This is a genomic window from Streptomyces sp. NPDC044106, from assembly GCF_056433985.1.
Map to the genome: position 1 here is coordinate 171,724 of NZ_JBWKFZ010000001.1, position 23,348 is coordinate 195,071.

Genomic DNA, 23,348 nt, shown 5'->3' on the forward strand with positions numbered 1-23,348 from the left:
CCACGCGCACACCGGCCCTCAACTCTCGTCCCGGCCACGCCGGTTGCAGCGTAAGTGATCACCCCCGTGCACCGGGAAGGCCCCCCGCGACTCCACCTCCTCCCCCCCTTTGGTCTCCTCTCACCCGTCTCCAGCCGACGCCTCCTCCCGCCCCCCTGCGAACTTCCTCCCTCCCTCGCCTCCCCTCTACGGTCCCCGCCCCGCCCCCGCCCCTTCAGTGCGTACGCCGCGTCACGAACTCGGCGAGTGCCAACAGACCCCCTGCCGACTCCGGGTCCGGGACCGCCCTGGCGAGCTGGCCCACCGCCCGGGACATCCGGTCGGCCGCGTGCACCTGTGCCCAGTCACGACCGCCCGCGCTCTCCACCGCGCGGGCCGCACGTGCCGCATACTCCAGAACTCCTTCCGCCTTGTCGCCCCCCGATGTGTCGCCCCCCGAGGCGCCGTTTCCCGCCCCTGCCTTGCCGGGCAACCTCCCGTACAGCTCGGCCAGTTCCGCGGCGGCCGGCGTGCCCGACGCCAGGGCCGCGACGACCGGCAGGGACTTCTTCCGGGCCGCGAGATCGGCGCCCGCGGGCTTGCCGGTGCGTCCGGGGTCGCCCCAGATACCGATGACGTCGTCGATGAGCTGGAAAGCGAGCCCTGCCTCCCGGCCGAACCCGTCCAACGCGTCGGCCTCCTCCGCCCCCGCCCCCGCATACACCGCCCCGAGCGCACAGGCGCAGCCGAGCAGTGCCCCGGTCTTGGCCTCGGCCATGGCCAGGCACTCCTCCAGCGTGACCTCGTCCGGGCTGCGGTCCTCCAGTGCGCAGTCCGCCAGCTGGCCCGCGCAGAGCTCCTCGACGCAGGCGGCGAGGCGGGCTGCCGCCACCGACGCCCCCGGGTGAGGGTCTTCGGCTATCAGCCGCTGCGCCAGTGCCTGCATGGCGTCGCCGGTGAGGATCGCGCCGGCCTCGCCGAACACGGTCCACACGGTGGGCCGGTGCCTGCGTGTGGTGTCGCGGTCCATCACGTCGTCGTGCAGGAGCGTGAAGTTGTGGATCAACTCCACGGCTGCCGCCGCCCGTACAGCCACGGCGGGCTCCCCACCGAGCGCCCGTACCGCGGTGAGCACGAGCGCCGGCCTGATCGCCTTGCCCGCGTTCCCCGAGGCCGGTGTGCCGTCCGCGTGCTCCCACCCGAAGTGGTAGAGCGCGATCCGGCGCAACGATTCGGGCAGCGAGTCGATCGCCCTGCGCAGCTCCGGATCGACGTGGGTCCGTGCCGAGGCCAGGATCTCCGCGGCCTCGTTCCCCTCGCAGGGTTCGAGGCCGGTTCCCGGCCCCGGGACCCGTGCCGTCCCACCCGCCGGTGTCACTGCCTTGTCTGCCGCGGTGCCCGTCGCGGTGCCTGTCGCGGTGTCCGTCGTCGTGTGGGTCATGGACTCACCCCGTGAAGGATGCGGACGGTGGCGGTTCCTCGACCTGTGGGCGCGTACGGAGGGGGCGTACCCCGCGCCGCACCCGCAGACACGGCCGCTGGTTCACTCCCAGCGTCCGATCTGGACGTTCTCCAGGACGCCGAGCGCATCGGGTACGAGCACTGCCGCGGAGTAGTACGTCGACACCAGGTACGAGATGATCGCCTGTTCGTTGATGCCCATGAACCGCACCGAAAGGCTCGGTTCGATCTCGTCCGGGATGCCGGTCTGGCGCAGGCCGACGACACCCTGTTCCTCCTCTCCTGTACGCATGCAGATGATGGAGGTCGTACGGGTGTCGGTGATCGGGATCTTGTTGCACGGGAAGATCGGCACCCCACGCCAGGTGGGAATCCTGTTGCCTCCCACATCGATGGTCTCGGGGACGAGTCCCCTCTTGTTGAGTTCGCGGCCGAACGCGGCGATCGCGCGCGGGTGGGCGAGGAAGAGCTTGGATCCGCGCCTTCGGCTGAGCAGTTCGTCCAGGTCGTCGGGGCCGGGGACGCCGTCGTGGGGCTGGATCCGCTGGTCGTACTCGCAGTTGTTCAGGAGGCCGAACTCGCGGTGGTTGATCAGCTCGTGCTCCTGGCGCTCCTTGAGCGCTTCGACGGTCAGCCGCAGCTGGTGTTCCGTCTGGTTCATGGGCTGGTTGTAGAGGTCGGCCACGCGGGTGTGGATGCGCAGCACGGTCTGCGCGACGCTCAGTTCGTACTCACGCGGCGACGATTCGTAGTCCACGAAGGTGCCCGGGAGGACGGCCTCACCGACGTGGCCCGCCGACAGGTCGATGGACGCCTCGCCGAACTCGTTGGTGCGCTGGGCCGGGATGGACCGCAGCCGCTGGAGGTGGCCGCGCAGCGATTCGCTTCGCTCCGCGACCTGTTCGAGGTCCTGGCGGGGCAGGGTGAGGACGGTGCACGCGGTGACCGCGCGCACGGTGTATTCCCAGATGGTTTCGGAGTCGGTGAGTGCCTGTTCGCCGAAGTAGGAGCCGTCGGCGAGCGTCTCGAGCACCGTGTCGTCCCCGTACGGCCCCGAGCCGATCTTCTCCACGCGGCCGTGCGCGAGCAGGAACACTTCGTTCGCCGGGCTGCCGAAGGAGGTCAGGACCTCCCCGGCGGCGAACTCCCGCTGCTGACACCGCTGCGCCAGCTCCCCCAGCACCTCCTGGTCGTCGAAGGACCGGAGCACCGGCAGCTCACCGAGCTCGGCCGGGATGACCTGTACGCGGTCGGCCGTCTTCACGAAGGTCACCCGGCCGTCGCCGACCGAGTAGCTCAACCTGCGGTTCACCCGGTACGTGCCGCCCTGCACCTGGACCCAGGGCAACATCCGCAGCAGCCAGCGGGAGCTGATCTCCTGCATCTGTGGCGCGGATTTGGTGGTGGTGGCCAGATTCCGCGCGGCGGATGTGCCGAGACTCTGCTGCGGCTTCTCCGACTCAGTACGGATCTCTTCGCCTACCGACATTGGCTTTGCCCTCCCGGATACCTGCGGTGATCTGGTCACCCCAGCCTTCCAGCACGAAGCGTGCCCGCGCCATTACACAAAAGAGCGGGAATGGATCAGGCTCCGGCGGGGCAGGAAGGGCGTTTCCACCCATTCGGCGCAGCTGGGGGTGTGCCGGGCCGGGTAGCCTGATGGGCTCGGGGGATGACGACCCCCGAGGCCTCCGCCGACGCCGGTGCGCAGGAGCCGGCCCCGGCGGCTCCGCTCGCACCGCCGGGCGAGCACGGTCCGGTGCGCTGGCTGCACGCCGCCGGCCGGGCACTCGAACCGGTACGCCGCGCTCCGGTCACCGTGTTCATGGTCGTGGCGCTGTGGGCCGTGGGCGCCCTCACCGCAAGCCTCGGTTCCGGGCCCTCCACCACGCTCCTGAACGATGTCGGCGTGGGCGTGCCCGCACTCGCCGACGGCCGCTGGTGGACCCCGCTCACCTCGATGCTCTGGTGTCCGGGAATCGGCAACTACATCGGCTCCACGCTGCTGTTGCTCCTCGTGGGCTCCGCGGCCGAGCAGCGTATGGGCTCCGTGCGTACCGCCTTCGTATTGGTCCTCGGCCAGGTGCTCGGCTCACTGCTCGGCATCGGCGTCGTCAAGCTGTGCGCGCTGGCCGGTGAGGACTGGCTGAGCGACCTGTCGCACAAGCTGACGGCAACGCCCGGAATCGGCGCCTGTGCCGTCGGCGCCTTCCTCAGCTTCCGGCTCAACGCCCTGTGGCGGCGCAGGCTCCAGCTGTGCCTGATCGTGTTCCCGCTGATGCTCGCGCTGTACGTCGGTCATCTCCAAGGGGTGCTGCGGCTGGGCGGCGTGGTCGTGGGTCTGGGGCTCGGCGTGCTCGCCCACCGGCACACGCACCGCCTGCGGATGCCGCACGCCTCCCACTCCGAGGGCCGGGTCCTGGTGGCCCTCGTGGTGGCCGCCTCCGCCGTCGGCCCGCTCATCGCCACGCTCTACAAGGACTCCTACGGCCCGTTCAACGTCCTCGATCTGTACGTCTCCGGAGGTCCGGGCCCCCAGGAGATCGCGGACGCCTGCGTCCGGGCGGGCAGTACGGGCTGCGCCCGCGTCCACGCCCAGGACCACTTCTACGGGTCCCCCGCGATGCTCATGGGGATCGCCATCCCCTTGCTGCTGCTCGTACTCGCCGAGGGGCTTCGTCGCGGGCTGCGGCCGTCCTGGCGGATCACCGTGGCCGCTCAGATGGTGTGGCTGGGGCTCATGGCGTATCTGCTGAGCGACGTCGTCTCACATCCGGACCGGTACGTCCTGGAGGGCAGCGACCTGTCCGACCGGAAGGCCGCGATGATCCAGTCGGTCATCGAGCAGATGATGCTTCCGCTGCTGGTCCTGGTGCTGCTCCTCTTCGCCCGGCACCTCTTCGACCAGCGCCTTTCGCGCACCACCGTGGGGTGGCTCGCGGGGGCCGCAGGCGGCACGTTTCTGCTGTCCTGCCTGGCATACGTGGGTATCGGTTACGCGGTGCGTGACCAGTTCACGCCCACCGCGACGTTCTCGAAGCTGATCGCGGGCATCCCCGCACAGTTCCTGCCGCCCAGCTACGAACCGTTCTTCTTCCGCGGCCGGGCCCCCGTCCCGGTCGGCGGCACGGCGCTGTCCCTGTACGAGTACTGCGGAATGCTGTTCTGGGTGGTCACCCTGATCGCTCTCTTCATGGCGTTCCGGCGGCCACTCCTGCACGCCGACCCCGACGCGGCCACGCGCGCGCGTGCGCTGCTCGCCGCGCACGGGGGCTCCACGCTCTCGTATCTGACGACGTGGCCGGGCAACCACTACTGGTTCTCGGCGGACGGCCGGGCCGCTGTGGCCTACCGCGTGCACTCCACGGTCGCACTCACGACGGGTGGCCCCTTCGGGGTGCCGTCCGCGCGCGGGGAGGCGATCGGCGGTTTCGCCGCGTACTGCGACCGGCGCGGCTGGACACCGTGCTTCTACAGCGTGACGGCCGATGTCAGGGCCCGTACGGATGCGCTGGGCTGGAGCTCGGTACAGGTCGCCGAGGACACCGTCGTGCCGTTGCCGCAGCTGGCCTTCACCGGCAAGAAGTGGCAGGACGTCCGCACGGCCATGAACAAGGCCAGGAAGGAGGGCATCACCGCGGAGTGGCACACGTTCCCGGAGGCTCCCCTCGCCCTCACCGACCAGATCCGCTCGATCTCCGAGGAGTGGGTGGCGGACAAGGGCCTTCCGGAGATGGGCTTCACGCTCGGCGGCCTCGACGAGCTCGACGACCCCCATGTGCGCTGCCTGCTCGCGGTCGACGAGGGCCGCACGGTGCATGGCATCACGAGCTGGATGCCTGTCTTCGGAGACGCCGGAAACACCACAGTCGAGGAAACCGGGGAGGCCGCCGGCAGCCCGTCGGCCCCGCCCGTGGGCTGGACCCTGGACTTCATGCGGCGCCGCTCCGACGGGTTCCGCGGCTCGATGGAGTTCCTGATCGCGTCCGCCGCGCTCGGCTTCAAGGAGGAGGGCGCGCAGTTCCTCAGCCTCTCCGGAGCACCGCTGGCCCGCTCCGACACCGCGAAGCCGCCCGCCGCTCTGCAACGCCTGCTGGACTACGCGGGCCGCACCCTGGAGCCGGTCTACGGTTTCCGTTCCCTGCTCAACTTCAAGGCGAAGTTCCAGCCCGAGTACCGGCCCCTGTACATGTGCTACCGGGACCCGGCGGCCCTGCCCAACATCACACGGGCGATCGGCAAGGCGTACCTGCCGCACATGAAGCCGGCCCAGGGAGTGCGCCTCATGCGCAGACTGACCGCCTAGACGCGGACCACGCGCCCCTGACAAGGCCCGGCGACCAGGTCCGGGAACTCAAGGCTCCGCACGACCGTTGTACCCCTCGCGGGATCCGTACCATCCGCACCCTTCGTACCAACCGGCAGGAGAAGGCAATGGCAGGCTTCCTGGATCGCGCCAAAGAGCAGGCCCAGCGGGGCCTCACCCAGGGCAAGCAGAAGATCGACGAGGTGCAGGAGAAGCGCGCGGGCGACGCCCTCCTGAAGAAGCTCGGCGCCGCGTACTACGCGGAGCGTCGGGGCACCGGCTCGCCCCAGGACACCCAGCAGGCGCTGACCGCCCTGGAGACCCACATCGCGACGAACGGCGACGGGTTCCTGCGGGGCAACTGACCGGATCGGCTCGCACAGCGCCCGAACAGGCCCCGGGCCGCTACCGAACAGCTGGTGACACCGCCGGAGTTCCGGTACAAGCAGGGCGTACGAGGCGGCCCGCGACAGGCGGCCGTCGCGCCCTGCGAAGAAGGCCGCCATGTCCCCACCCATGTCCGCGGGCAGGTTTCTGGACATCTTGCGAGACGAAGGCGTGACCGTCGTCGAAGTCGGCGACTGGGAGCACCACAACCGCAACCACAAGGGCCCCTGGGGCCCCGTGCACGGCGTGGTGATCCACCACACCGTGACCTCGGGCAGCGAGCGCACCGTGGAGATCTGCCGTGAAGGCTCCCCCGCGCTCCCCGGGCCGCTCTGCCACGGCGTCATCACCAAGGACGGCCGCGTCCACCTCGTCGGCTACGGCCGCGCCAACCACGCGGGCCTCGGCGACGACGACGTGCTCCGCGCCGTCATCGCCGAGAAGCGGCTGCCTCCGGACAACGAGGCGAACACCGACGGCAACCGCCACTTCTACGGCTTCGAGTGCGAAAATCTCGGCGACGGCGAGGACCCCTGGCCCGACGAGCAGCTGGAGGCGATCGAGAAGGTCTCGGCCGCCGTCTGCCGCCACCACGGCTGGACGGAACGCTCGGTGATCGGCCACCTGGAGTGGCAGCCGGGCAAGATCGACCCGCGCGGCTTCACGATGGACTGGATGCGCAAGCGCATCGAAGAACGCCTCAAGTAGTTCCGAGGGACGCCCGGGGAGCCCCGGCACAGGGCTCCCCTGCCGTACGGCACGCCACGGGAGACAATGACGGGGTGTGTCCCGACCCGCCCGCCGGCCTGCGCCCCCGACTGCCGTCCCCGCTGCAGCGCGTGGAGGACGAGCGCTTCGCCCGGCGCGGCGTCCGCCTGCTGCTCAAGCGCGATGACCTGATCCACCCGGACCTGCCGGGCAACAAGTTCCGCAAACTCGTCCTGAACCTGCGCGCGGCGGCCGACGCGGGGCACGACACCCTCCTCACCTTCGGTGGCGCCTACTCCAACCACCTGCGCGCCACCGCCGCCGCGGGCCGCCTCCTGGGCTTCTCGACGATCGGCGTCGTACGCGGCGACGAGCTCGCCGGGCGCCCCCTGAATCCGTCCCTGACGCGCTGCGCGGCCGACGGCATGCGCCTGCACTTCGTCGACCGGACGACGTACCGGCAGAAGACCGAGCCGGACACCCTGGCGGCACTCCTGCGCGCGACACACGCCCAGGACGCGTATGTGATCCCCGAGGGCGGCAGCAACTCCCTTGCCGTACGGGGCTGCACGGCGCTCGGTGAGGAGCTGCGCGAGCACACCGACGTGGCGGCCGTGGCATGCGGCACCGGCGGCACCCTCGCGGGCCTGGCCGCCGGGCTCGGCCCGGACCGGCAGGCCCTGGGCATACCCGTCCTCAAGGGCGGTTTCCTGGACGCCGGCATAGCGGCCCTGCAGCGGCGGACCTTCGGCGAGCCGACCGCCAACTGGCGCCTGGACGAACGCTTCCACTGCGGCGGCTACGCCCGCACCCCGCCCGAACTCATCGCCTTCGCCGAGGACTTCGAGGCCCGCCACGGCCACACGACCGGCCTCTCTGTGGAGCGGCTCTACGTCGCCAAGCTCCTGTACGCCCTGAGCGCACTCTCCGAAGAGGGCGCCTTCCCGCCCGGCACCCGTCTCACGGCGGTCATCACCGGCACCCCCTGAGAGCCTGTGTCATATCCCCGGCCGGGTGGTCGCCGCCTGGCACGCACGCTCGCCGCGTTGCCGAAAAGCCCTAGTAGCTCCTCCCCCAGGCCTGAACGGCCCGGGGGGACCCCCACCGAGGACTTCCCGGCGCCTTGCGATCGCACGCACCAGACGACGCCCACTGATCCGACCGGGGATATGACACAGGCTCTGAAGGCTCCGCGGCGGCGCCCGCCGGAGGCCGGGCCGCCTCAGTCCTCGACCTCCCGGTGGGCGGCAGCCTCCTCCAGGTCCAGCTTGCGCAGCAGCGTCCGCATCATCTCGTCGTCGATGCGCCGCTCGTCCCGCATCCTCACGAACACCTCGCGCTCCGCGGCGATCGCCTCGCGCGCCAGCCGGCGATAGGTGTCGTCCGCGGACTCCCCCGTCACCGGGTTGGCTTGGCCGAGCCGCTCCCACACGGAGTTGCGGCGGCGTTCGAGAACGGTGCGCAGGCGGTCCTGGAGGGGCTGTGGCAGCCGATTGCGCTCCTCCCGCATGAGTTCCTCCACCCGCGCCTCCGCGGCCTCTGAGGCGGCGTTCTGCGCCTGCGCCTCCGCGAGCGTCTGCGCCTGCGCGTCACGGCCCGGCAGTTTCAGGACACGGATCAGCCACGGCAGCGACAGGCCTTGCACGACGAGCGTGCCGATCACCGTTGTGAACGTCAGAAACAGGACAAGGTTGCGCGCCGGGAACGGCTCCCCGTCGTCCGTGACGAGCGGGATCGAGAAGGCGATGGCCAGCGAGACCACGCCCCGCATCCCGGCCCAGCTGACGATCAGCGGTCTGCGCCAGTCCAGGTCGTCCTCGTGCTCCCTGATCCGGGCCGACAGTCCGCGCGGCAGATAGGTCGCCGGGTACGACCACACGAAGCGTGCCACCACGACGAAGACGAAGACACCGACCGCGTACCAGGCCGCCTGCGCCACGCTGTACTCGCCGAGCCCCTTGAGCACGACGGGCAGTTGCAGGCCGATGAGCGCGAAGACCGCCGACTCCAGGATGAACGCGACCACCTTCCACACCGCGGCCTCCTGCAGCCGCGTCTCGAAGTCGACCTGCCAGGAGCGGTGCCCCAGGTAGAGGGCGACCACGACCACGGCGAGCACTCCGGAGGCACCGACCTGTTCCGCGGCGGCGTACGCGACGAAGGGGATGAGCAGCGACAGGGTGTTCTGCAGCATCGCCTCCCTCAAGTGGGTGCGCAGCCAGTGGATCGGCACCATGAGGAGCAGCCCGACACCGACTCCGCCGACGGCCGCGAGCAGGAACTCCCGGACACCGCCCGACCAGCTCGCGCCTTCGCCGACCGCCGCGGCGAGGGCCACCTTGTAGGCCGTGATCGCGGTCGCGTCGTTCACCAGGGACTCGCCCTGCAGGATCGTGGTGATCCGCGAGGGGAGGCCCACCCGGCGCGCGATGGCGGTGGCTGCGACGGCGTCAGGGGGTGCGATCACGGCGCCGAGGACGAGCGCGGCGGTCAGCGGCAGGTCGGGGATGAGCAGATACGCCAGCCAGCCGACGGCGAGCGTGGCGAACAGGACGTACCCGACCGAGAGCAGGGCGACGGGCCTGATGTTGGCGCGCAGGTCCAGATAGGAGCTCTCCAGGGCGGCCGTGTGCAGCAGCGGGGGCAGGATCAGCGGCAGCACGATGTGCGGGTCGAGGTGGTAGTCGGGCACCCCGGGGACGTACGAGGCGATGAGCCCCACCCCGACCAGGAGCAGCGGCGCCGGCACGGGGGTCCTGCGCGCGGCCCCCGCCACCATGGCGCTCGCCGCGATCAGTGCCACAAGGGGCAGTACATCCATGCGCAGACCTCTCCGCCCTACGGGTTCCCGTCGTAACCTGGCAATCATGAACGAGTGCCCGCACGTCGCCGCCCTGCCGCACCCCGAGGTGCCCCCGCTGAGCGGAACGTGTCTCGAGTGCCAGGCGGCCGGCAGCCATCCGGTCCAGCTGCGGCTGTGTCTGGAGTGCGGTCATGTCGGCTGCTGCGACTCCTCGCCCTTCCAGCACGCGACGGCACATTTCAAGGAAACCTCACACCCTGTGATGAGGACCTTCGAGCCGGGCGAGAGCTGGCGCTGGTGTTTCGTGGACGGTTCGATCGTCTGACGACTGGGTACGTCAACCCGGCGCCCGTTCTTTCCAATTGGGCCTGCGCGACCCCTAGCCACTGTCCGTACTCATAGGCTTACTATGAGTGACAGCATCGAGCGGGGTCCCCGGGACACGGAACTGGGGAGCGCGGTAGCGTCACCGCAGAAAGAAGTGGTGCGTTACCCGTGTGACGCAGTCCGGACCGCCGTTGGACGGTGGCCCCGGAGCCCCGAAAGTGCTTGTACCACCTTGGAGGTGAGGGTGTCCCAGATCGCAGGCGAGCCCGGGAATCAGGACTTCGTGGAAGTCCGTCTTCCGGCTGCGGGTGCCTACCTGTCTGTGCTGCGGACGGCGACGGCCGGCCTCGCGGCGCGCTTGGACTTCACTCTCGACGAGATCGAGGACCTCCGCATCGCGGTCGACGAGGCCTGCGCGATCCTGCTCCAGCAGGCCGTGCCGGGCTCCGTGCTCAGCTGCGTCTTCCGCCTCGTCGACGACTCGTTGGAGGTGACGGTCTCGGCACCCACGACCGACGGCCGGGCCCCGGAGCGGGACACCTTCGCCTGGACTGTGCTGTCGGCCCTCGCGGGCCAGGTCGACTCCGCCGTCGCCGAGGACAACACCGTCTCGATCAGCCTCTACAAGAAGCGCGGCGCGGGACCCGGGCCGGCGTGAGGAACGGGGACGGGCCGGTGCGGAACGACGAGCGCGGCACACAAGGTCTACCCGCCGGCGGCAGGGAGGGGGCGCGCCGCATGACCACCGGAATCCCCGAGCAGCAGGCCAAACCGCACCCGGAGGAACCGGATCAGTTGGTTCCGCTGAAGGTGGCCGATGTGTCGGAGCAGGCAGAGCCGACCGCCAAGGACGAGCTCAAGCAGCTCTCCGGCCGGGGCGGCGGGCGACGGGTGGGAAACATGAGCGAGCACGAGCACAGCCGGCACGATCCACAGGACCGCAGCGGCGCACGCGCGATGTTCATCGAGTTGCGCTCCCTGCAGGACGGCAGTCCGGAGTACGCGGAGCTGCGCAACAAGCTGGTCCGCATGCACCTGCCGCTCGTCGAGCACCTGGCCCGCCGCTTCCGCAACCGCGGCGAGCCCCTCGACGACCTCACCCAGGTCGCCACGATCGGCCTGATCAAGTCCGTGGACCGCTTCGACCCGGAGCGCGGCGTGGAGTTCTCCACGTACGCGACACCGACGGTCGTCGGCGAGATCAAGCGGCACTTCCGCGACAAGGGGTGGGCGGTCCGCGTTCCGCGGCGCCTCCAGGAGCTGCGCCTGTCGTTGACGACGGCGACGGCCGAGCTGTCCCAGCTGCACGGCCGCTCCCCCACCGTGCACGAGCTGGCCGAGAAGCTGGCCATCTCCGAGGAGGAGGTACTGGAGGGCCTGGAGTCGGCCAACGCCTACTCCACGCTGTCCTTGGACGTCCCCGACACGGACGACGAGTCCCCGGCCGTCGCGGACACCCTGGGCGCCGAGGACGAGGCCCTTGAGGGCGTCGAGTACCGCGAGTCGCTCAAGCCCCTCCTGGAGGACCTGCCCCCGCGCGAGAAACGCATCCTGCTGCTGCGCTTCTTCGGCAACATGACCCAGTCGCAGATCGCGCAGGAGGTCGGCATCTCCCAGATGCACGTCTCCCGGCTGCTGGCGCGCACGCTCGCGCAACTGCGCGAGAAGCTGCTGGTCGAGGAGTAGTCACTGCGTGTGATCACCAGGTCGTGACTTTGCGTGATCACTCACCGGAGTCACTCCTCGTAGCCAATTTCCACGGTCACTGCCGCGTACCCGCTACTTCTGATCCTGAACGTTACTTCTGATCTTGAACGTTGCCGGGGTCCTGGATACCGAGGGCCTCGGTCGTGGCGGGATTGATCAGGAGGACGAGCGAGGCCACGGCCGCGAGCGCGAGGGCGATGCCGGCCGGGATCGCCGCGCTGTCGGCCTGCAGCAGCTGCCAGGCCACCGGAAGCGCCATGATCTGCGTGATGATCGCGGGCCCGCGGCTCCAGCGGCGCAGCTTCATCAGCCCGCGCGCGGCGAGCAGCGGAAGCAGTGCGAGGACGATGAGCGTGATGCCCCCCGTCTCGGCCTGCCGCGGATCGTCGGGCGATCCCGCGAGGCCCATCGCGAGCATGTAGACGCCCCCGGCGAGAAGGGCAAGACCCTCCAGCGCGACCAGGGCCGCGGCGGCGGTCACCCGTGCGGGTCGCGGGCCGGGCTCGGGCGACTCCGGGGTTTCGGGGGTGGATTTCCGCTCAGTACTCACCCGAGCAGGGTAGCTCCGGGTGCCCGCGCCGCGGCACCTCGGTCTAGGCCGGGTAAAGACGGCTAGGTAGTCTGCTGCGCATGCGTGCACTTCTCGTGGTCAACCCGGCGGCAACCACCACCAGTGCGCGTACGCGTGATGTGCTGGTCCACGCCCTGGCGAGCGAGATGAAGCTCGACGCGGTCACCACGGAGTACCGCGGGCACGCCAGAGACCTCGGCCGGCAGGCCGCGGAGAGCAAGGACATCGAGCTCATCGTCGCCCTCGGCGGCGACGGCACCGTCAACGAAGTCGTCAACGGCCTGCTGCACCACGGCCCCGATCCGGACCGCCTCCCCCGCCTCGCCGTCGTCCCCGGCGGCTCCACCAACGTCTTCGCGCGCGCCCTTGGGCTGCCGAACGACGCCGTGGAGGCCACCGGCGCCCTGCTGGACGCCCTGCGCGAGGGCAGCGAGCGCACGGTGGGGCTCGGTATCGCGGGCGGCACGCCGGGCACGGAGGACGAGGCCGTGCCCTCGCGCTGGTTCACGTTCTGTGCGGGACTCGGCTTCGACGGCGGCGTGGTCGGCAGGGTCGAACAGCAGCGCGAGCTCGGCCGGCGTTCGACGCATGCCCTCTATGTGCGACAGGTGCTCCGCCAGTTCCTCGACGAGCCGCACCGCAGGCACGGAATGATCACCCTCGAGCGGTCCGGCGAGGACCCGGTGACCGACCTGGTGATGTCGATAGTCTGCAACACCTCCCCCTACTCCTACCTGGGCAATCGTCCGCTGTACGCGTCCCCGCAGGCCTCCTTCGACACAGGTCTGGACGTGCTGGGCCTGAAGAAGCTCTCCACGGCCGCGGTGGCCCGTTACGGCACCCAGCTCCTGACGTCGACGCCCGAACGCGGACCGCACGGTAAGCACGCGGTTACGCTCCACGACCTCACGGACTTCACCTTGCAATCCAAGGTGCCCCTGCCCCTCCAGATGGACGGCGACCACTTGGGACTGCGGACGAGCGTGACGTTCACAGGCGTACGCCGTGCACTGCGTGTGATTGTGTGAGTAGAAGGGCCTAAAGTCCTTTCACTCGAACGTTTAGGCCAGGGTCCACCCCATAGAAGTACGGCTGTGACCCAGCCGACACTGAGGAATCAAAAAAAACTTTCCGGAAGGGGTTGTATCCGCCGCCGAGGTTTGCGAATCTCTACATGGCGATCGGGACGGCCCGCAACATCGGCCCCACAGAGAGCCAGAACCCCTCCTCCACCACAGGTCCACACCAGGCAACTGGGCGTCGGCCCTTCCCGTGCGGGGGGATTCGTGAAAGCGTTCACATTCACAAGCAATCTGCATGTAATACCAAGGAGAGGTAGCAGCCATGGACTGGCGTCACAACGCCGTTTGCCGCGAGGAAGACCCCGAGCTCTTCTTCCCCATCGGCAACACCGGTCCTGCGCTGCTGCAGATCGAGGAAGCCAAGGCCGTCTGCCGCCGCTGCCCCGTCATGGAGCAGTGCCTGCAGTGGGCGCTCGAGTCCGGCCAGGACTCCGGCGTCTGGGGTGGCCTCAGCGAGGACGAGCGTCGTGCAATGAAGCGCCGCGCCGCTCGCAACCGTGCTCGCCAGGCCAGCGCCTGACGTTCACGCCCCCCCACGAGCCTGAGCTTGGCGGCGCGTACAGCGAGTACGCAACTCCCGCCCCCGAGCCGCAGCCGCGCAGTACCCCCGATGCGCATCGCAACGTGAGCAGTGAGCCCCGGACCAATCGGTCCGGGGCTCACTGCTTTCTTCTGTGCCGCGGCCGGCTCTCGCCCGGCCGGTCGCCGACTGTTTGCCGCTGCTACGTATCCGCTGTCACTTGTCGGCGCGAACCGGAATGTCGAGGATCACCCGTGTGCCACGCTCGGGAGCGGGAACCATGTCGAAAGTGCCGCCCAGCTCACCTTCGACCAGTGTGCGGACGATCTGCAGGCCGAGATTGCCCGAGCGGTGCGGATCGAAGCCGTCGGGCAGCCCGACGCCGTCGTCCTGGACGGTGATCAGCAGCCGTGTGTCCTTGGCGGTGCCGCCGCGCACCGCCGACACCTCGACCGTGCCGGTGTCCCCTTCCCGGAAACCGTGCTCCAGGGCGTTCTGCAGAATCTCCGTCAGCACCATCGACAGCGGCGTCGCGACCTCCGCGTCGAGAATTCCGAAACGGCCGGTGCGCCGGCCCGCGACCTTGCCGGGCGAGATCTCGGCGACCATCGCGAGCACCCGGTCGGCGATCTCGTCGAACTCCACGCGCTCGTCCAGGTTCTGGGAGAGCGTCTCGTGGACGATGGCGATGGAGCCCACGCGGCGCACGGCCTCCTCGAGCGCCTCACGGCCGGTGGTGGAGTCGATGCGACGGGCCTGCAGCCGCAGCAGCGCGGCGACTGTCTGGAGGTTGTTCTTCACCCGGTGGTGGATCTCCCGGATGGTGGCGTCCTTCGTGATCAACTCCCGCTCGCGGCGGCGCAGTTCGGTGACGTCACGCAGGAGGACGAGCGATCCGATGCGGGGCCCCTTGGGCTTGAGCGGGATCGCGCGCAGCTGGATCACGCCGTCACCGCCCTCGATCTCGAACTCGCGCGGTGCCCAGCCACTGGCGAGTTTGGCCAGCGCCTCGTCCACCGGGCCGCGGGACGGCGCGAGTTCGGCCGTCGCCGTGCCCAGGTGGTGGCCTACGAGATCGGACGCGAGGCCGAGACGGTGGTACGCGGAGAGCGCGTTCGGCGACGCGTACTGCACGACACCCTCGGCGTCGAGGCGCACCAGACCATCACCCACGCGCGGGGAGGCGTCCATGTCGACCTGCTGCCCCTGGAAGGGGAACGATCCCGCGGCGATCATCTGTGCGAGGTCGGACGCCGACTGGAGGTAGGTGAGCTCCAGCCGCGACGGCGTGCGCACGGTCAGCAGGTTGGTATTGCGGGCGATGACTCCCAGGACGCGCCCTTCCCTGCGTACGGGAATGGACTCGACGCGCACCGGGACCTCCTCGCGCCACTCCGGGTCGCCCTCACGCACGATGCGGCCCTCGTCCAGGGCGGCGTCGAGGAGGGGGCGGCGACCGCGCGGCACGAGGTGGCCGACCATGTCGTCCTGGTAGGAGGTCGGGCCGGTGTTGGGCCGCATCTGCGCCACGGATACGTAGCGGGTTCCGTCGCGCGTGGGGACCCAGAGCACCAGGTCGGCGAAGGAGAGGTCGGAGAGCAGCTGCCACTCCGAGACCAGCAGGTGCAGCCACTCGAGGTCGGAGTCACCGAGGGCGGTGTGCTGGCGTACGAGGTCGTTCATGGAGGGCACGTGTGCGAGCGTACCTTTCACGTCCGGCGGCCCCGACGAGCCGCGGCGCCAGGGGCGGGACCCTCAGCCCGCCCACGGCACCGCAGCCCTTCAGGTGCATCGGCCGCCAGAATGTGCGGTACTGAACAGCCGATCGAGAGGGTCCGACGCGGTCAGGGCAGAGAGCGCCGGCTCCTCGTTCCGCTCTCCTGTGCGGGAAGAGCGGAGGCTTTACCCACGCATTGTGGACTAGACCATTCTCCCATGTCTATGCGTCGGCGGATGTTTGTTGTCGTCTCTTTCGCCGGGACTTTCGCCGTCACATTCTCCGACAGTTCCCCCGACTCCGCCCCTGACGGGCGGCACCCGATCTCCGGCGCTCGCGTCCGCGGTCACACCTGCGGCCACGCCCGCATCGCGAGGTCGGCCACCGCTTCCAGGTCCTCCCTGGTGGCGCCGTCCCTGGCCTGCTGCGACATCCCCTGGAAGACCGCCGCCGTATAGCGGGCGAGGGCGCCGGGGTCGGTGTCGCCGGGCAGCTCCCCCGCGGCGACGGCAGCGCGGACGCGGGACTCGATGTCCGCCACGTTGGCATTGCGCCGCTCACGGAGCATCTCCTCCACCTCCGGAGTGGTGCAGTTGGTCGCCGCGGAGATGACGAGGCAGCCCCGGGGGCGGGTCGGGTCGGTGAACTCGGCCGCCGCTTCGTGCAGCATCCGGGAGACGGCGCCGCGCGCCGTCGGTTCCTCCTCGAAGGCGCGGCCACCGAAGGAGCCGTGCGTGTGGCCGTACCGCACGACGACCTCGTCGAAGAGGCGGCGCTTGTCGCCGAAGGCGGCGTAGAGGCTGGGCGCCCCGATTCCCATGACGCGCGTCAGGTCCGAGACGGACGTCCCCTCGTACCCGTGCTCCCAGAAGGCCCGGATCGCCTGCTCCAGCGCCGTCTCGCGGTCGAAGGAGCGCGGGCGGCCTCGCTGTTTCGTCGCCATGGAGTGAATTGTATAGCGGGCGCTAGTAAATCGGCGGTGGTTCGGGTACGGTTCTTTTTGTAGCGACCACTAGAGAAAGAGGGGGCGTCCGGCATGGGTGCATCTGCGGGCAGGCTTGCGGGGAAGACGGCGCTGGTCACGGGCGGCAGCCGAGGGATCGGCCGCGGCATCGCCGAGCGGCTCGGACGGGACGGGGCGCGGGTGGCCGTGCACTACGGCAGCAACGAGGTGGCCGCGAAGGAGACGGTCACCGCGATCGAGGAGGCGGGCGGCTCCGCCTTCGCGATCGGCGCGGAGCTGGGAGTGCCGGGAGACGCCGAGACGCTCTGGGCCGAGTTCGACCGGCACGCGGACGGCCTGGACATCCTGGTGAACAACGCGGGCATCGGGCTCTACGGCCATGTGGGAGAGGTACAGGAGGCGGAGTACGACAAGGTGTTCGCGGTCAACACCAAGGCCCTGTTCTTCGTCGTACAGAAAGGTCTCGACCGTCTGCGGGACGGCGGCCGGATCATCAACATCTCCTCCGGCGTCACCCGGATCGCCTTCCCGATCACCATCGCGTACTCGATGACGAAGGGCGCGGTGAACGTCCTTACCCATACGCTCGCGCAGGAACTGGGCCCGCGCGGAATCACGGTGAATGCGGTGGCCCCGGGAATCATCCAGACAGAGATGCTGGAGGGCCTTCCCGCGGAACGACGGGCGGAGATGGCGGGGTACTCGGCCTTCGACCGCATAGGACTGCCGGCCGACGTGGCGGACATCGTCGCCTTCGTGGCCTCGGACGACGCACGGTGGATCACCGGGCAGTACATCGACGCGACGGGAGGGTCGGCGCTGGGGCTGTAGCGGCGGGCCGGACAGCAGGGCCGGGGGGACGGGCGCCGCGCGCCGACCGGCCACCCGGCCGCCTGGAGGGCGGGGCCGTCCGGCGGGCGGAGGGTCCGGGGAAGGCCGAGCATGGACTGAGGAATCGACTGCCCTGGCGGCACAGCTCTGCTAGATTGGTCTATACCACCAATTCTTGTGAGTGACCCTCAGCCCCCTCTCCAGATCGGCAGGCCCAGCGTGGAAGTTGTCATCGTCCCGGACGCCAAGGCAGGCGGCGAGCTCATCGCGGAGGCCATGGCCGCCCTGGTGCGTCGTAAGCCTGACGCCCTGCTCGGTGTCGCCACCGGCTCCACTCCCCTGCCCATCTACGAGGCGCTGGCCGCCAAGGTCGCGGCCGGTGCCGTGGATGCCTCGCGGGCGCGCATCTGCCAGCTCGACGAGTACGTGGGGCTGCCTGCCGGGCACCCCGAGTCGTACCGTTCCGTGGTGCTGCGTGAGGTCGTCGAACCCCTCGGGCTGAGCGAGGCCTCCTTCATGGGGCCGGACGGCAGCGCCGAGGACGTGCAGGCGGCGTGCGTGGCGTACGACCGGGCGCTCGCCGAGGCCGGGGGCGTCGATCTGCAGCTGCTCGGGATCGGGACGGACGGGCACATCGGGTTCAACGAGCCGTGCTCGTCGCTCGCCTCGCGTACGCGCATCAAGACGCTGACCGAGCAGACGCGGGTGGACAACGCACGCTTCTTCGACGGGGACATCGAGCAGGTGCCGCACCACGTCATCACCCAGGGGATCGGGACGATCCTCGAGGCGCGGCACCTGGTGCTGCTCGCCACGGGTGAGGGCAAGGCGGACGCGGTGGCCGCGACGGTGGAGGGGCCTGTCGCCTCGGTCGTGCCCGCCTCCGCGCTGCAGTTGCACCCGCACGCCACGGTCGTCGTGGACGAGGCCGCCGCCTCCAAGCTGAAGCTCGCGGACTACTTCCGGCACACGTACGCCAACAAGCCCGGCTGGCAGGGGCTGTAAGAGGTATCGCGGACGTACGCAGGACGGAGGGGCGCCCCGGGCAAGGGGCGCCCCTCCGTCTTGGTCCAGGACAGGGTGAGGACCAGGCTCACTCGCCTGTGATCGCCTCCGCCGCCGCTTCTCCGCAGACACGGGAGGCGCCGCGTGTGGCGATGTGGATGGCGCCGGTGGGGGCGGCCTGGGGGACGCCCATTTCCACCACGACCGTGTCCGGGCGGGCCGATACCAGGGTGGTCAGGGCGTCCGCCATCCACGCGTGGCGGTGGGCGTCGCGGACGACGGCCACGATGCGGTGCTCCCCCGCCGCGGCGAGCGCACGGGCGCCGGAGCCGTCGCCGGAGAAGGTGCCCGAGGCGGTGCCGGGGAAGCGGCGCACCAGTTCGGCGGTCACGCCCCAGGGGGTCTCGTCGCCGACCGCGATGTTCGGCAGCGGGGAGAAGGTGGCGACATAGGGGGCCTCGGTGACCGGGGCCGCGTAGGTGTCGCCGCGGGTGACCCGCAGGGCGCGGCGGGCCGCGACCAGGCCGATCCCGGTGTCGGGCGCGCCCCCCGCATGACCGGTCGCGCCCGACACCTCCGCCGCCGCGGTCCAGCCCGCGAGGGCGCGTACACGGTCGGCCGCGTCGGCGAGGCGTTCCTCGGACAGTTCGCCCGAGCGCACCGCCGCGACGAAGGCGTCCCGCAGCCGCAGCACGGTTCCCTCGTCGGAGGGCCCGCCACCCGTGCAGATCGCGTCGGCGCCGGCGGCGATGGCGAGGACGCAGCCGCGCTCGAAGCCGTAGGTCCCGGCGATGGCCTGCATGTCCATGCCGTCGGTGACGATGAGGCCCTCGTAGCCGAACTCCTCGCGGAGCAGGCCGGTGAGGATGCGGCGGGAGAGCGTGCCGGGGTTCTCCGGGTCCAGGGCCGGGGCCAGGACGTGGGCGCTCATCACGGCGCGGGTGCCCGCGGCGATGGCCGCGCGGAAGGGCGCGAGGTCGCGGGAGTTCAGGACGTCCCGGTCGACGTCGATGACCGGCACGGAGTGGTGCGAGTCGATCGCCGTGTCGCCGTGCCCCGGGAAGTGCTTGGCGGAGGTGGCGACGCCGGAGGACTGCATGCCCTCGACGTACGCGGCGGTGTGCCGGGCGACAAGGAGGGGGTCGGTGCCGAAGGAGCGTACGCCGATGACGGGGTTGTCGGGGTTGGCGTTGACATCGGCGGACGGCGCCCAGTTGAGGTTGATGCCGCAGGCGGCGAGGCGGCGGCCGAGGTCGGCGGCCACCTCGCGGGTCAGCTCCGTGTCGTCGACGGCGCCCAGTGCGTGGTTGCCCGGGTAGGAGGAGCCGGTGCGGACCTCGAGGCGGGTGACGTCGCCGCTCTCCTCGTCGATGGCGATCAGGAGGTCGTCGCGCTCGGCGCGCAGCTGCGCGGTGAGGGCGGCCACCTGCTCGGCGGTCTGTACGTTGCGGCCGAAGAGGCTGACGGAGGCGAGGCCCTCGTCGATCCGGCGGCGCACCCAGTCCGGTGCGGCGGTGGTGCCGTCGAAGCCGGGCTGGAGGACGGCGAGGGCGTCGCGGGTGAGGGTGTCACCGGCGTGCGTCGTGAGTGTCGTCATGAGGCGTTATCCCTTCACTGCGCCATCGGTCAGGCCGCTGACGGCCCTGCGCTGCAGGAAGACGAAGAGGATGAGGATCGGGATGGCGAAGAGGGAGGAGGCGGCCATCGTGGCGCCCCAGTCGTCGCCGAAAGCGGTCTGGAAGCTGGACACCCACACCGGCAGGGTCTTGGCCCCGGGTTCCTTGTTGAGCACCAGGACCAGCGGGAACTCGTTCCAGGCGGTGATGAAGCCGAAGAGCGAGGTCGACATGAGACCCGGGGCGAGCAGCGGCAGGATCACGCGGCGGAAGGCCTGCATGCGGGTGCAGCCGTCGACCATGGCGGACTCCTCCAGCTCCTTGGGCACGGCGGCGACGAAGCCGCGCAGCGTGAGGAGGGTGAAGGGGAGGATCATCACCGTGTAGAAGAGGGTCAGCGGGATCAGGCTGTTCAGCATGTCCGCGTCGCGCACGATGATGTAGATCGCGATGACCATGACTTCCCACGGCGCCATCTGCGCCAGCATGAAGCCGATGATGAAGCCGCGCCGGCCCTTGAAGCGCATCCGGGCCAGGGCGAACGCCGCGGTCACGCCGATGATGAGGGAGAAGAGGACCGCGAGGATCGTCACGGTGAGGGAGTTGCCGACCATGGTCCAGAAGTGGTCGGCGTCGATCGCCTTCTTGAAGTGTTCGAGGGTGACGTCGGTCGGGATCCAGACCGGGTCCTCGGCGATGATGTCGCCGGTCGGCTTGAACGCCGTCGCGAACATCCAGTACACGGGGAAGACGCAGAAGACGAAGATGACGACAGCGGTCAGGTTGGGCCACAGGCGGCCCATCAGCGAGCGCTTCACAGCTCGTCCTCCTCTTGCTTGAGCACGATCCGCAGGTAGAACGAGGTGATGGCCAGCAGGATGATGATGGTGAGCAGCGCGATCGCGGCGCCCATGCCGAAGTGCTGGTTGCCCATGCCCTCGATGTAGGCGTAGACGGGCAGGATCTCGGTGAGGCGGTCGGGTCCGCCCTCGTTGATCGTGAAGACCTGCACGAACGCCTTGAAGACCCAGATGATCTCCAGGAACGTCGTGGCGTAGAGGAAGGGCCGCAGATACGGCAGCGTCACCTGGGTGAACCGCTTCCAGGCACCGGCGCCGTCCAGGGCCGCGGCCTCGTACAGCTCCTTGGGGATGGTGGTCGTGGCGGCGTACAGGTTGATCGCCACGAAGGGGATGGACATCCAGACGATGAGCAGCAGGACCACGAAGAAGGTCGAGTACTGCGTGGCCAGCCAGTCGTGGTCGGCCATCGACTCGAAGCCGATCTTGGCGAGCACCCAGTTGACGACGCCGAAGCGCTGCGCGAACAGCCACTGGTAGACGGTGCTCGCCGCGACGACGGGCATCGCCCAGGCGAGCACGAGGCCGACCAGGAGGAACGTGCGCATCTTCCGGCCGAGGCGCGCGAGCAGCAGGCCCACCAGCGTGCCGAGGACCATGATCAGCACGACGTTGACGGCGGTGAAGACGACCGAACGTCCGGTGACCCGCCAGAAGTCCTCGCCGGTGAGGACCTCCTTGTAGTTGTCGAATCCGTTCCACTCGGTCAAGTGCAGAATGAACTGCCGCATGTTGAGGTTCTGGAACGACAACATCCCGTTGCTGACCAGCGGCCAGCCGAGCAGCAGCACGGTGGCGATGATCGCGGGGGCAAGGAGCAGATAGGGCGTCAGGCCGGCGCGACGCTCCGAGGGACTGCGCCGCCCTTTTGGCTTTGGCCCGCCTTCGAGTGTCTGCACCTCCGTCGGGCCGGAGGGCGGCCGTTCGGTCTTCTGCACGGTCATGCTCGCCATCTCTTTCGTGAGCAACGCGGAGCGCTGGGGGCAACGCGGAGCGCTGGGGGCAGCGCGGAGAACGCAGTGAGCGCGGAGAACGCAGTGAGCGCAGTGAGCGCAGTGAGCGCGAAGAGCGCATGGATGCGCCGGGGGCAGCGGGGTCGTGTCACCCGCCGCCCCCGGCAGGGCACGCGTTCCTACTGCTTCTGCGCCAGGCGCTTGTTGAGCTCGCCCTCGACCTGCTTGGCCGCGTCGGCAGGCGCCTTACCGTTGAGCACCGCGGTCATGTAGTTCTTGATCGGGTTCGGCGGGTTCTCGACCGCGCCCCACTCCGGGATCAGCGGGGTGGTGCCGCCGCCGGAGGTGGCGGGGGCCGCGGCCTCGGCGGCCGGGTTGCCCTTGAGGTTGGACTCCAGCGCCTTCTTGTTCGGGATCGTGCCGCCTTCCTTGGCGAACTGACCCTCGAACTTGTCGGACAGCGCGATCTTCAGGAACTCCTTGGCGAGCTCCTGCTTCTTGCTCGTCGCGGCGACGGCGAGGTTGGAGCCGCCGAGGAAGACGCCCTCGGGCTTGTCGGCGGTGGCGCCGGGGATCGTGAAGAAGCCGATGTCCTTCTCGATCTTCTTGTTGGCCTTGATCGCGGTCGCGGCCTCCCAGCTCATGCCGATGAAGGCGCCGGTCTTGCCCTTGGCGAAGACCTCGGCCTGCTGCGGGGTGGCCTCGTCCTTGTTCTTCGGCGCCTTGGAGAGGTCCGCGAACTCCTTGTACGTCTTCATGGCCTTGGTGACCTTGGGGTCACTGAGGTTGGAGACGTACTTGTCGCCGTCCTTCTTGACCAGCTCGGCGCCCTCACCGATGGTCAGGCCGACGAAGTGGTACCAGTTCTGGCCGGGCAGGTAGATCGGCTCGGCGTCGGTCTTGGAGCCGATCTGCTTGAGGTCCTTGAGGAACTCGGCGCGGGTCTTGGGAAGCTTCTTGATGCCGGCTTCGGCCCAGATCTTCTTGTTGTAGACCACGACGCGGTTGAGGACGAACCACGGGGCGGCGTACTGCTTGCCGTCGATGACCGAGGCCTTGTTCATCGAGTCGGTCCAGTCGGCACCGATCGACTTCTTGAGGTCGTCGAGCTCGGCGAGGCCGCCCGTCTTGGCGTACGCGGCGGTCTGGGTGTTGCCGATCTCGAAGACGTCCGGGGGGTTCTCCTCGGAGAGGGCGGTGGTCAGCTTCTGCTGGATGCCGTTCCACTGCTGGACTTCGAACTTCAGCTTCGCGCCGGTCTTCTTCTCGAAGGCGGCGGTGACGTCCTTCTGCCACTGGTCGGGCGTCGAACCGTCCATCGCCCAGAGCGTCAGGGTCTCGCCCTTGAAGCTGTCGGCTCCCCCGGCCTTCTTGTCGTCGTCGTCACTGCCGCAGGCCGCGACCGAGACCAACATGCCCGCGACACCAATGGCCGCTATGAGCTTGCGCTTCACGTCACCCTCCTCAAGGGATGCCAGTCAACCCCCCCCACCCGCAGCGACCGAATGGACCGAGATCTGCCCGTGGGACTGGAACCTGGTCTTTAATGGT

Annotated in this window: 21 protein-coding genes; 11 read left to right on the forward strand and 10 right to left on the reverse strand. The window is 69.6% G+C overall.

The genetic code is table 11. The features are described from left to right. Positions 1 to 214: 214 nt before the first annotated feature. Both AC07DI_RS00795 and AC07DI_RS00800 read right to left on the reverse strand, forming a co-directional pair. On the reverse strand, positions 215 to 1,420 hold the full coding sequence (locus AC07DI_RS00795) for a family 2 encapsulin nanocompartment cargo protein polyprenyl transferase (protein ID WP_478901318.1): 1,206 nt from the start codon (positions 1,418 to 1,420) through the stop codon (positions 215 to 217). 102 nt (positions 1,421 to 1,522) lie between these two features. Continuing rightward, positions 1,523 to 2,929, reverse strand: coding sequence for a family 2B encapsulin nanocompartment shell protein (locus AC07DI_RS00800; RefSeq protein WP_384249159.1), 1,407 nt, complete (start codon positions 2,927 to 2,929; stop codon positions 1,523 to 1,525). 183 nt (positions 2,930 to 3,112) lie between these two features. Here AC07DI_RS00800 and AC07DI_RS00805 point away from each other — a divergent pair, with 183 nt between their 5' ends. The 4 genes from AC07DI_RS00805 (at position 3,113) to AC07DI_RS00820 (ending at position 7,830) form a co-directional block, all read left to right on the forward strand. After that, entirely contained in the window at positions 3,113 to 5,746 is a 2,634-nt protein-coding gene (locus AC07DI_RS00805) for a phosphatidylglycerol lysyltransferase domain-containing protein (protein ID WP_478901320.1), read from the forward strand. Positions 5,747 to 5,874: 128 nt separating this feature from the next. Further along, a complete protein-coding gene (locus tag AC07DI_RS00810; RefSeq protein WP_478901322.1) occupies positions 5,875 to 6,111 on the forward strand; it encodes a hypothetical protein in 237 nt (78 codons plus the stop codon). A gap of 139 nt (positions 6,112 to 6,250) precedes the next feature. Further along, positions 6,251 to 6,841 (forward strand): N-acetylmuramoyl-L-alanine amidase, encoded by a 591-nt coding sequence (locus AC07DI_RS00815; RefSeq protein WP_384249167.1) that lies wholly within the window; start codon positions 6,251 to 6,253, stop codon positions 6,839 to 6,841. A gap of 74 nt (positions 6,842 to 6,915) precedes the next feature. Further along, entirely contained in the window at positions 6,916 to 7,830 is a 915-nt protein-coding gene (locus AC07DI_RS00820; RefSeq protein ID WP_478901324.1) for a 1-aminocyclopropane-1-carboxylate deaminase/D-cysteine desulfhydrase, read from the forward strand. A 233-nt stretch (positions 7,831 to 8,063) separates the two neighbouring features. Here the strand turns inward: AC07DI_RS00820 and AC07DI_RS00825 are convergent, their stop codons facing one another. Further along, complete coding sequence (locus AC07DI_RS00825) at positions 8,064 to 9,662, reverse strand: Na+/H+ antiporter (protein WP_478901326.1); 1,599 nt, start codon at positions 9,660 to 9,662, stop codon at positions 8,064 to 8,066. A 46-nt stretch (positions 9,663 to 9,708) separates the two neighbouring features. On the opposite strand from AC07DI_RS00825, the gene AC07DI_RS00830 reads away from it, so the two are divergent. From AC07DI_RS00830 to AC07DI_RS00840, 3 genes are all read left to right on the forward strand, one after another. Continuing rightward, positions 9,709 to 9,969, forward strand: a complete 261-nt coding sequence (locus AC07DI_RS00830; RefSeq protein ID WP_384249175.1) for a UBP-type zinc finger domain-containing protein — start codon at positions 9,709 to 9,711, stop codon at positions 9,967 to 9,969. Between the two features lie 246 nt (positions 9,970 to 10,215). After that, on the forward strand, positions 10,216 to 10,629 hold the full coding sequence (locus AC07DI_RS00835; RefSeq protein ID WP_062782207.1) for an ATP-binding protein: 414 nt from the start codon (positions 10,216 to 10,218) through the stop codon (positions 10,627 to 10,629). Next, entirely contained in the window at positions 10,626 to 11,657 is a 1,032-nt protein-coding gene (locus AC07DI_RS00840) for an RNA polymerase sigma factor SigF (RefSeq protein ID WP_478901328.1), read from the forward strand. Before AC07DI_RS00835 ends, AC07DI_RS00840 begins: the two co-directional genes overlap by 4 nt. A 112-nt stretch (positions 11,658 to 11,769) precedes the next feature. Here AC07DI_RS00840 and AC07DI_RS00845 read toward each other — a convergent pair whose 3' ends face one another. Continuing rightward, a complete protein-coding gene (locus tag AC07DI_RS00845; RefSeq protein WP_478901329.1) occupies positions 11,770 to 12,228 on the reverse strand; it encodes a hypothetical protein in 459 nt (152 codons plus the stop codon). Between the two features lie 80 nt (positions 12,229 to 12,308). On the opposite strand from AC07DI_RS00845, the gene AC07DI_RS00850 reads away from it, so the two are divergent. Then, positions 12,309 to 13,277 carry a diacylglycerol/lipid kinase family protein gene (locus AC07DI_RS00850; RefSeq protein WP_478901330.1) on the forward strand — a complete coding sequence of 323 codons (969 nt, stop codon included), beginning with the start codon at positions 12,309 to 12,311 and terminating at the stop codon, positions 13,275 to 13,277. Between the two features lie 316 nt (positions 13,278 to 13,593). After that, positions 13,594 to 13,851 carry a WhiB family transcriptional regulator gene (locus AC07DI_RS00855; protein WP_016639615.1) on the forward strand — a complete coding sequence of 86 codons (258 nt, stop codon included), beginning with the start codon at positions 13,594 to 13,596 and terminating at the stop codon, positions 13,849 to 13,851. 216 nt (positions 13,852 to 14,067) lie between these two features. Here the strand turns inward: AC07DI_RS00855 and AC07DI_RS00860 are convergent, their stop codons facing one another. Both AC07DI_RS00860 and AC07DI_RS00865 read right to left on the reverse strand, forming a co-directional pair. Beyond that, complete coding sequence (locus AC07DI_RS00860) at positions 14,068 to 15,534, reverse strand: sensor histidine kinase (RefSeq protein WP_478901709.1); 1,467 nt, start codon at positions 15,532 to 15,534, stop codon at positions 14,068 to 14,070. A 380-nt stretch (positions 15,535 to 15,914) separates the two neighbouring features. After that, entirely contained in the window at positions 15,915 to 16,511 is a 597-nt protein-coding gene (locus AC07DI_RS00865; RefSeq protein WP_478901332.1) for a TetR/AcrR family transcriptional regulator, read from the reverse strand. 93 nt (positions 16,512 to 16,604) lie between these two features. Here AC07DI_RS00865 and AC07DI_RS00870 point away from each other — a divergent pair, with 93 nt between their 5' ends. Both AC07DI_RS00870 and nagB read left to right on the forward strand, forming a co-directional pair. Further along, entirely contained in the window at positions 16,605 to 17,363 is a 759-nt protein-coding gene (locus tag AC07DI_RS00870) for an SDR family oxidoreductase (protein WP_478901333.1), read from the forward strand. A gap of 219 nt (positions 17,364 to 17,582) precedes the next feature. Further along, a complete protein-coding gene (gene nagB, locus AC07DI_RS00875) occupies positions 17,583 to 18,368 on the forward strand; it encodes a glucosamine-6-phosphate deaminase (RefSeq protein ID WP_384249189.1) in 786 nt (261 codons plus the stop codon). A gap of 88 nt (positions 18,369 to 18,456) precedes the next feature. On the opposite strand, the gene AC07DI_RS00880 is transcribed toward nagB, so the two are convergent. The 4 genes from AC07DI_RS00880 to AC07DI_RS00895 form a co-directional block, all read right to left on the reverse strand. After that, positions 18,457 to 19,965: a glycoside hydrolase family 3 protein gene (locus AC07DI_RS00880; protein ID WP_478901336.1), complete on the reverse strand. Its 1,509-nt coding sequence runs from the start codon at positions 19,963 to 19,965 to the stop codon at positions 18,457 to 18,459. 6 nt (positions 19,966 to 19,971) lie between these two features. Next, entirely contained in the window at positions 19,972 to 20,802 is an 831-nt protein-coding gene (locus AC07DI_RS00885; RefSeq protein WP_384249194.1) for a carbohydrate ABC transporter permease, read from the reverse strand. Then, a complete protein-coding gene (locus AC07DI_RS00890) occupies positions 20,799 to 21,788 on the reverse strand; it encodes a carbohydrate ABC transporter permease (RefSeq protein WP_478901338.1) in 990 nt (329 codons plus the stop codon). The genes AC07DI_RS00885 and AC07DI_RS00890 overlap by 4 nt, the downstream gene beginning before the upstream one ends. A gap of 188 nt (positions 21,789 to 21,976) precedes the next feature. Continuing rightward, complete coding sequence (locus tag AC07DI_RS00895) at positions 21,977 to 23,251, reverse strand: extracellular solute-binding protein (protein ID WP_384249199.1); 1,275 nt, start codon at positions 23,249 to 23,251, stop codon at positions 21,977 to 21,979. Between the last annotated feature and the right edge of the window lie 97 nt (positions 23,252 to 23,348).

Excerpts from the sequence above, each read along its gene's own strand:
- AC07DI_RS00795 (WP_478901318.1), bottom strand. The coding sequence starts at position 1,420 with ATGACCCACACGACGACGGACACCGCGACAGGCACCGCGACGGGCACC.
- AC07DI_RS00800 (WP_384249159.1), bottom strand. The coding sequence starts at position 2,929 with ATGTCGGTAGGCGAAGAGATCCGTACTGAGTCGGAGAAGCCGCAGCAG.
- AC07DI_RS00805 (WP_478901320.1), top strand. The coding sequence starts at position 3,113 with ATGACGACCCCCGAGGCCTCCGCCGACGCCGGTGCGCAGGAGCCGGCC.
- AC07DI_RS00810 (WP_478901322.1), top strand. The coding sequence starts at position 5,875 with ATGGCAGGCTTCCTGGATCGCGCCAAAGAGCAGGCCCAGCGGGGCCTC.
- AC07DI_RS00815 (WP_384249167.1), top strand. The coding sequence starts at position 6,251 with ATGTCCCCACCCATGTCCGCGGGCAGGTTTCTGGACATCTTGCGAGAC.
- AC07DI_RS00825 (WP_478901326.1), bottom strand. The coding sequence starts at position 9,662 with ATGGATGTACTGCCCCTTGTGGCACTGATCGCGGCGAGCGCCATGGTG.
- AC07DI_RS00830 (WP_384249175.1), top strand. The coding sequence starts at position 9,709 with ATGAACGAGTGCCCGCACGTCGCCGCCCTGCCGCACCCCGAGGTGCCC.
- AC07DI_RS00850 (WP_478901330.1), top strand. The coding sequence starts at position 12,309 with ATGCGTGCACTTCTCGTGGTCAACCCGGCGGCAACCACCACCAGTGCG.
- AC07DI_RS00855 (WP_016639615.1), top strand. The coding sequence starts at position 13,594 with ATGGACTGGCGTCACAACGCCGTTTGCCGCGAGGAAGACCCCGAGCTC.
- AC07DI_RS00860 (WP_478901709.1), bottom strand. The coding sequence starts at position 15,534 with ATGAACGACCTCGTACGCCAGCACACCGCCCTCGGTGACTCCGACCTC.
- AC07DI_RS00865 (WP_478901332.1), bottom strand. The coding sequence starts at position 16,511 with ATGGCGACGAAACAGCGAGGCCGCCCGCGCTCCTTCGACCGCGAGACG.
- AC07DI_RS00870 (WP_478901333.1), top strand. The coding sequence starts at position 16,605 with ATGGGTGCATCTGCGGGCAGGCTTGCGGGGAAGACGGCGCTGGTCACG.
- AC07DI_RS00880 (WP_478901336.1), bottom strand. The coding sequence starts at position 19,965 with ATGACGACACTCACGACGCACGCCGGTGACACCCTCACCCGCGACGCC.
- AC07DI_RS00890 (WP_478901338.1), bottom strand. The coding sequence starts at position 21,788 with ATGACCGTGCAGAAGACCGAACGGCCGCCCTCCGGCCCGACGGAGGTG.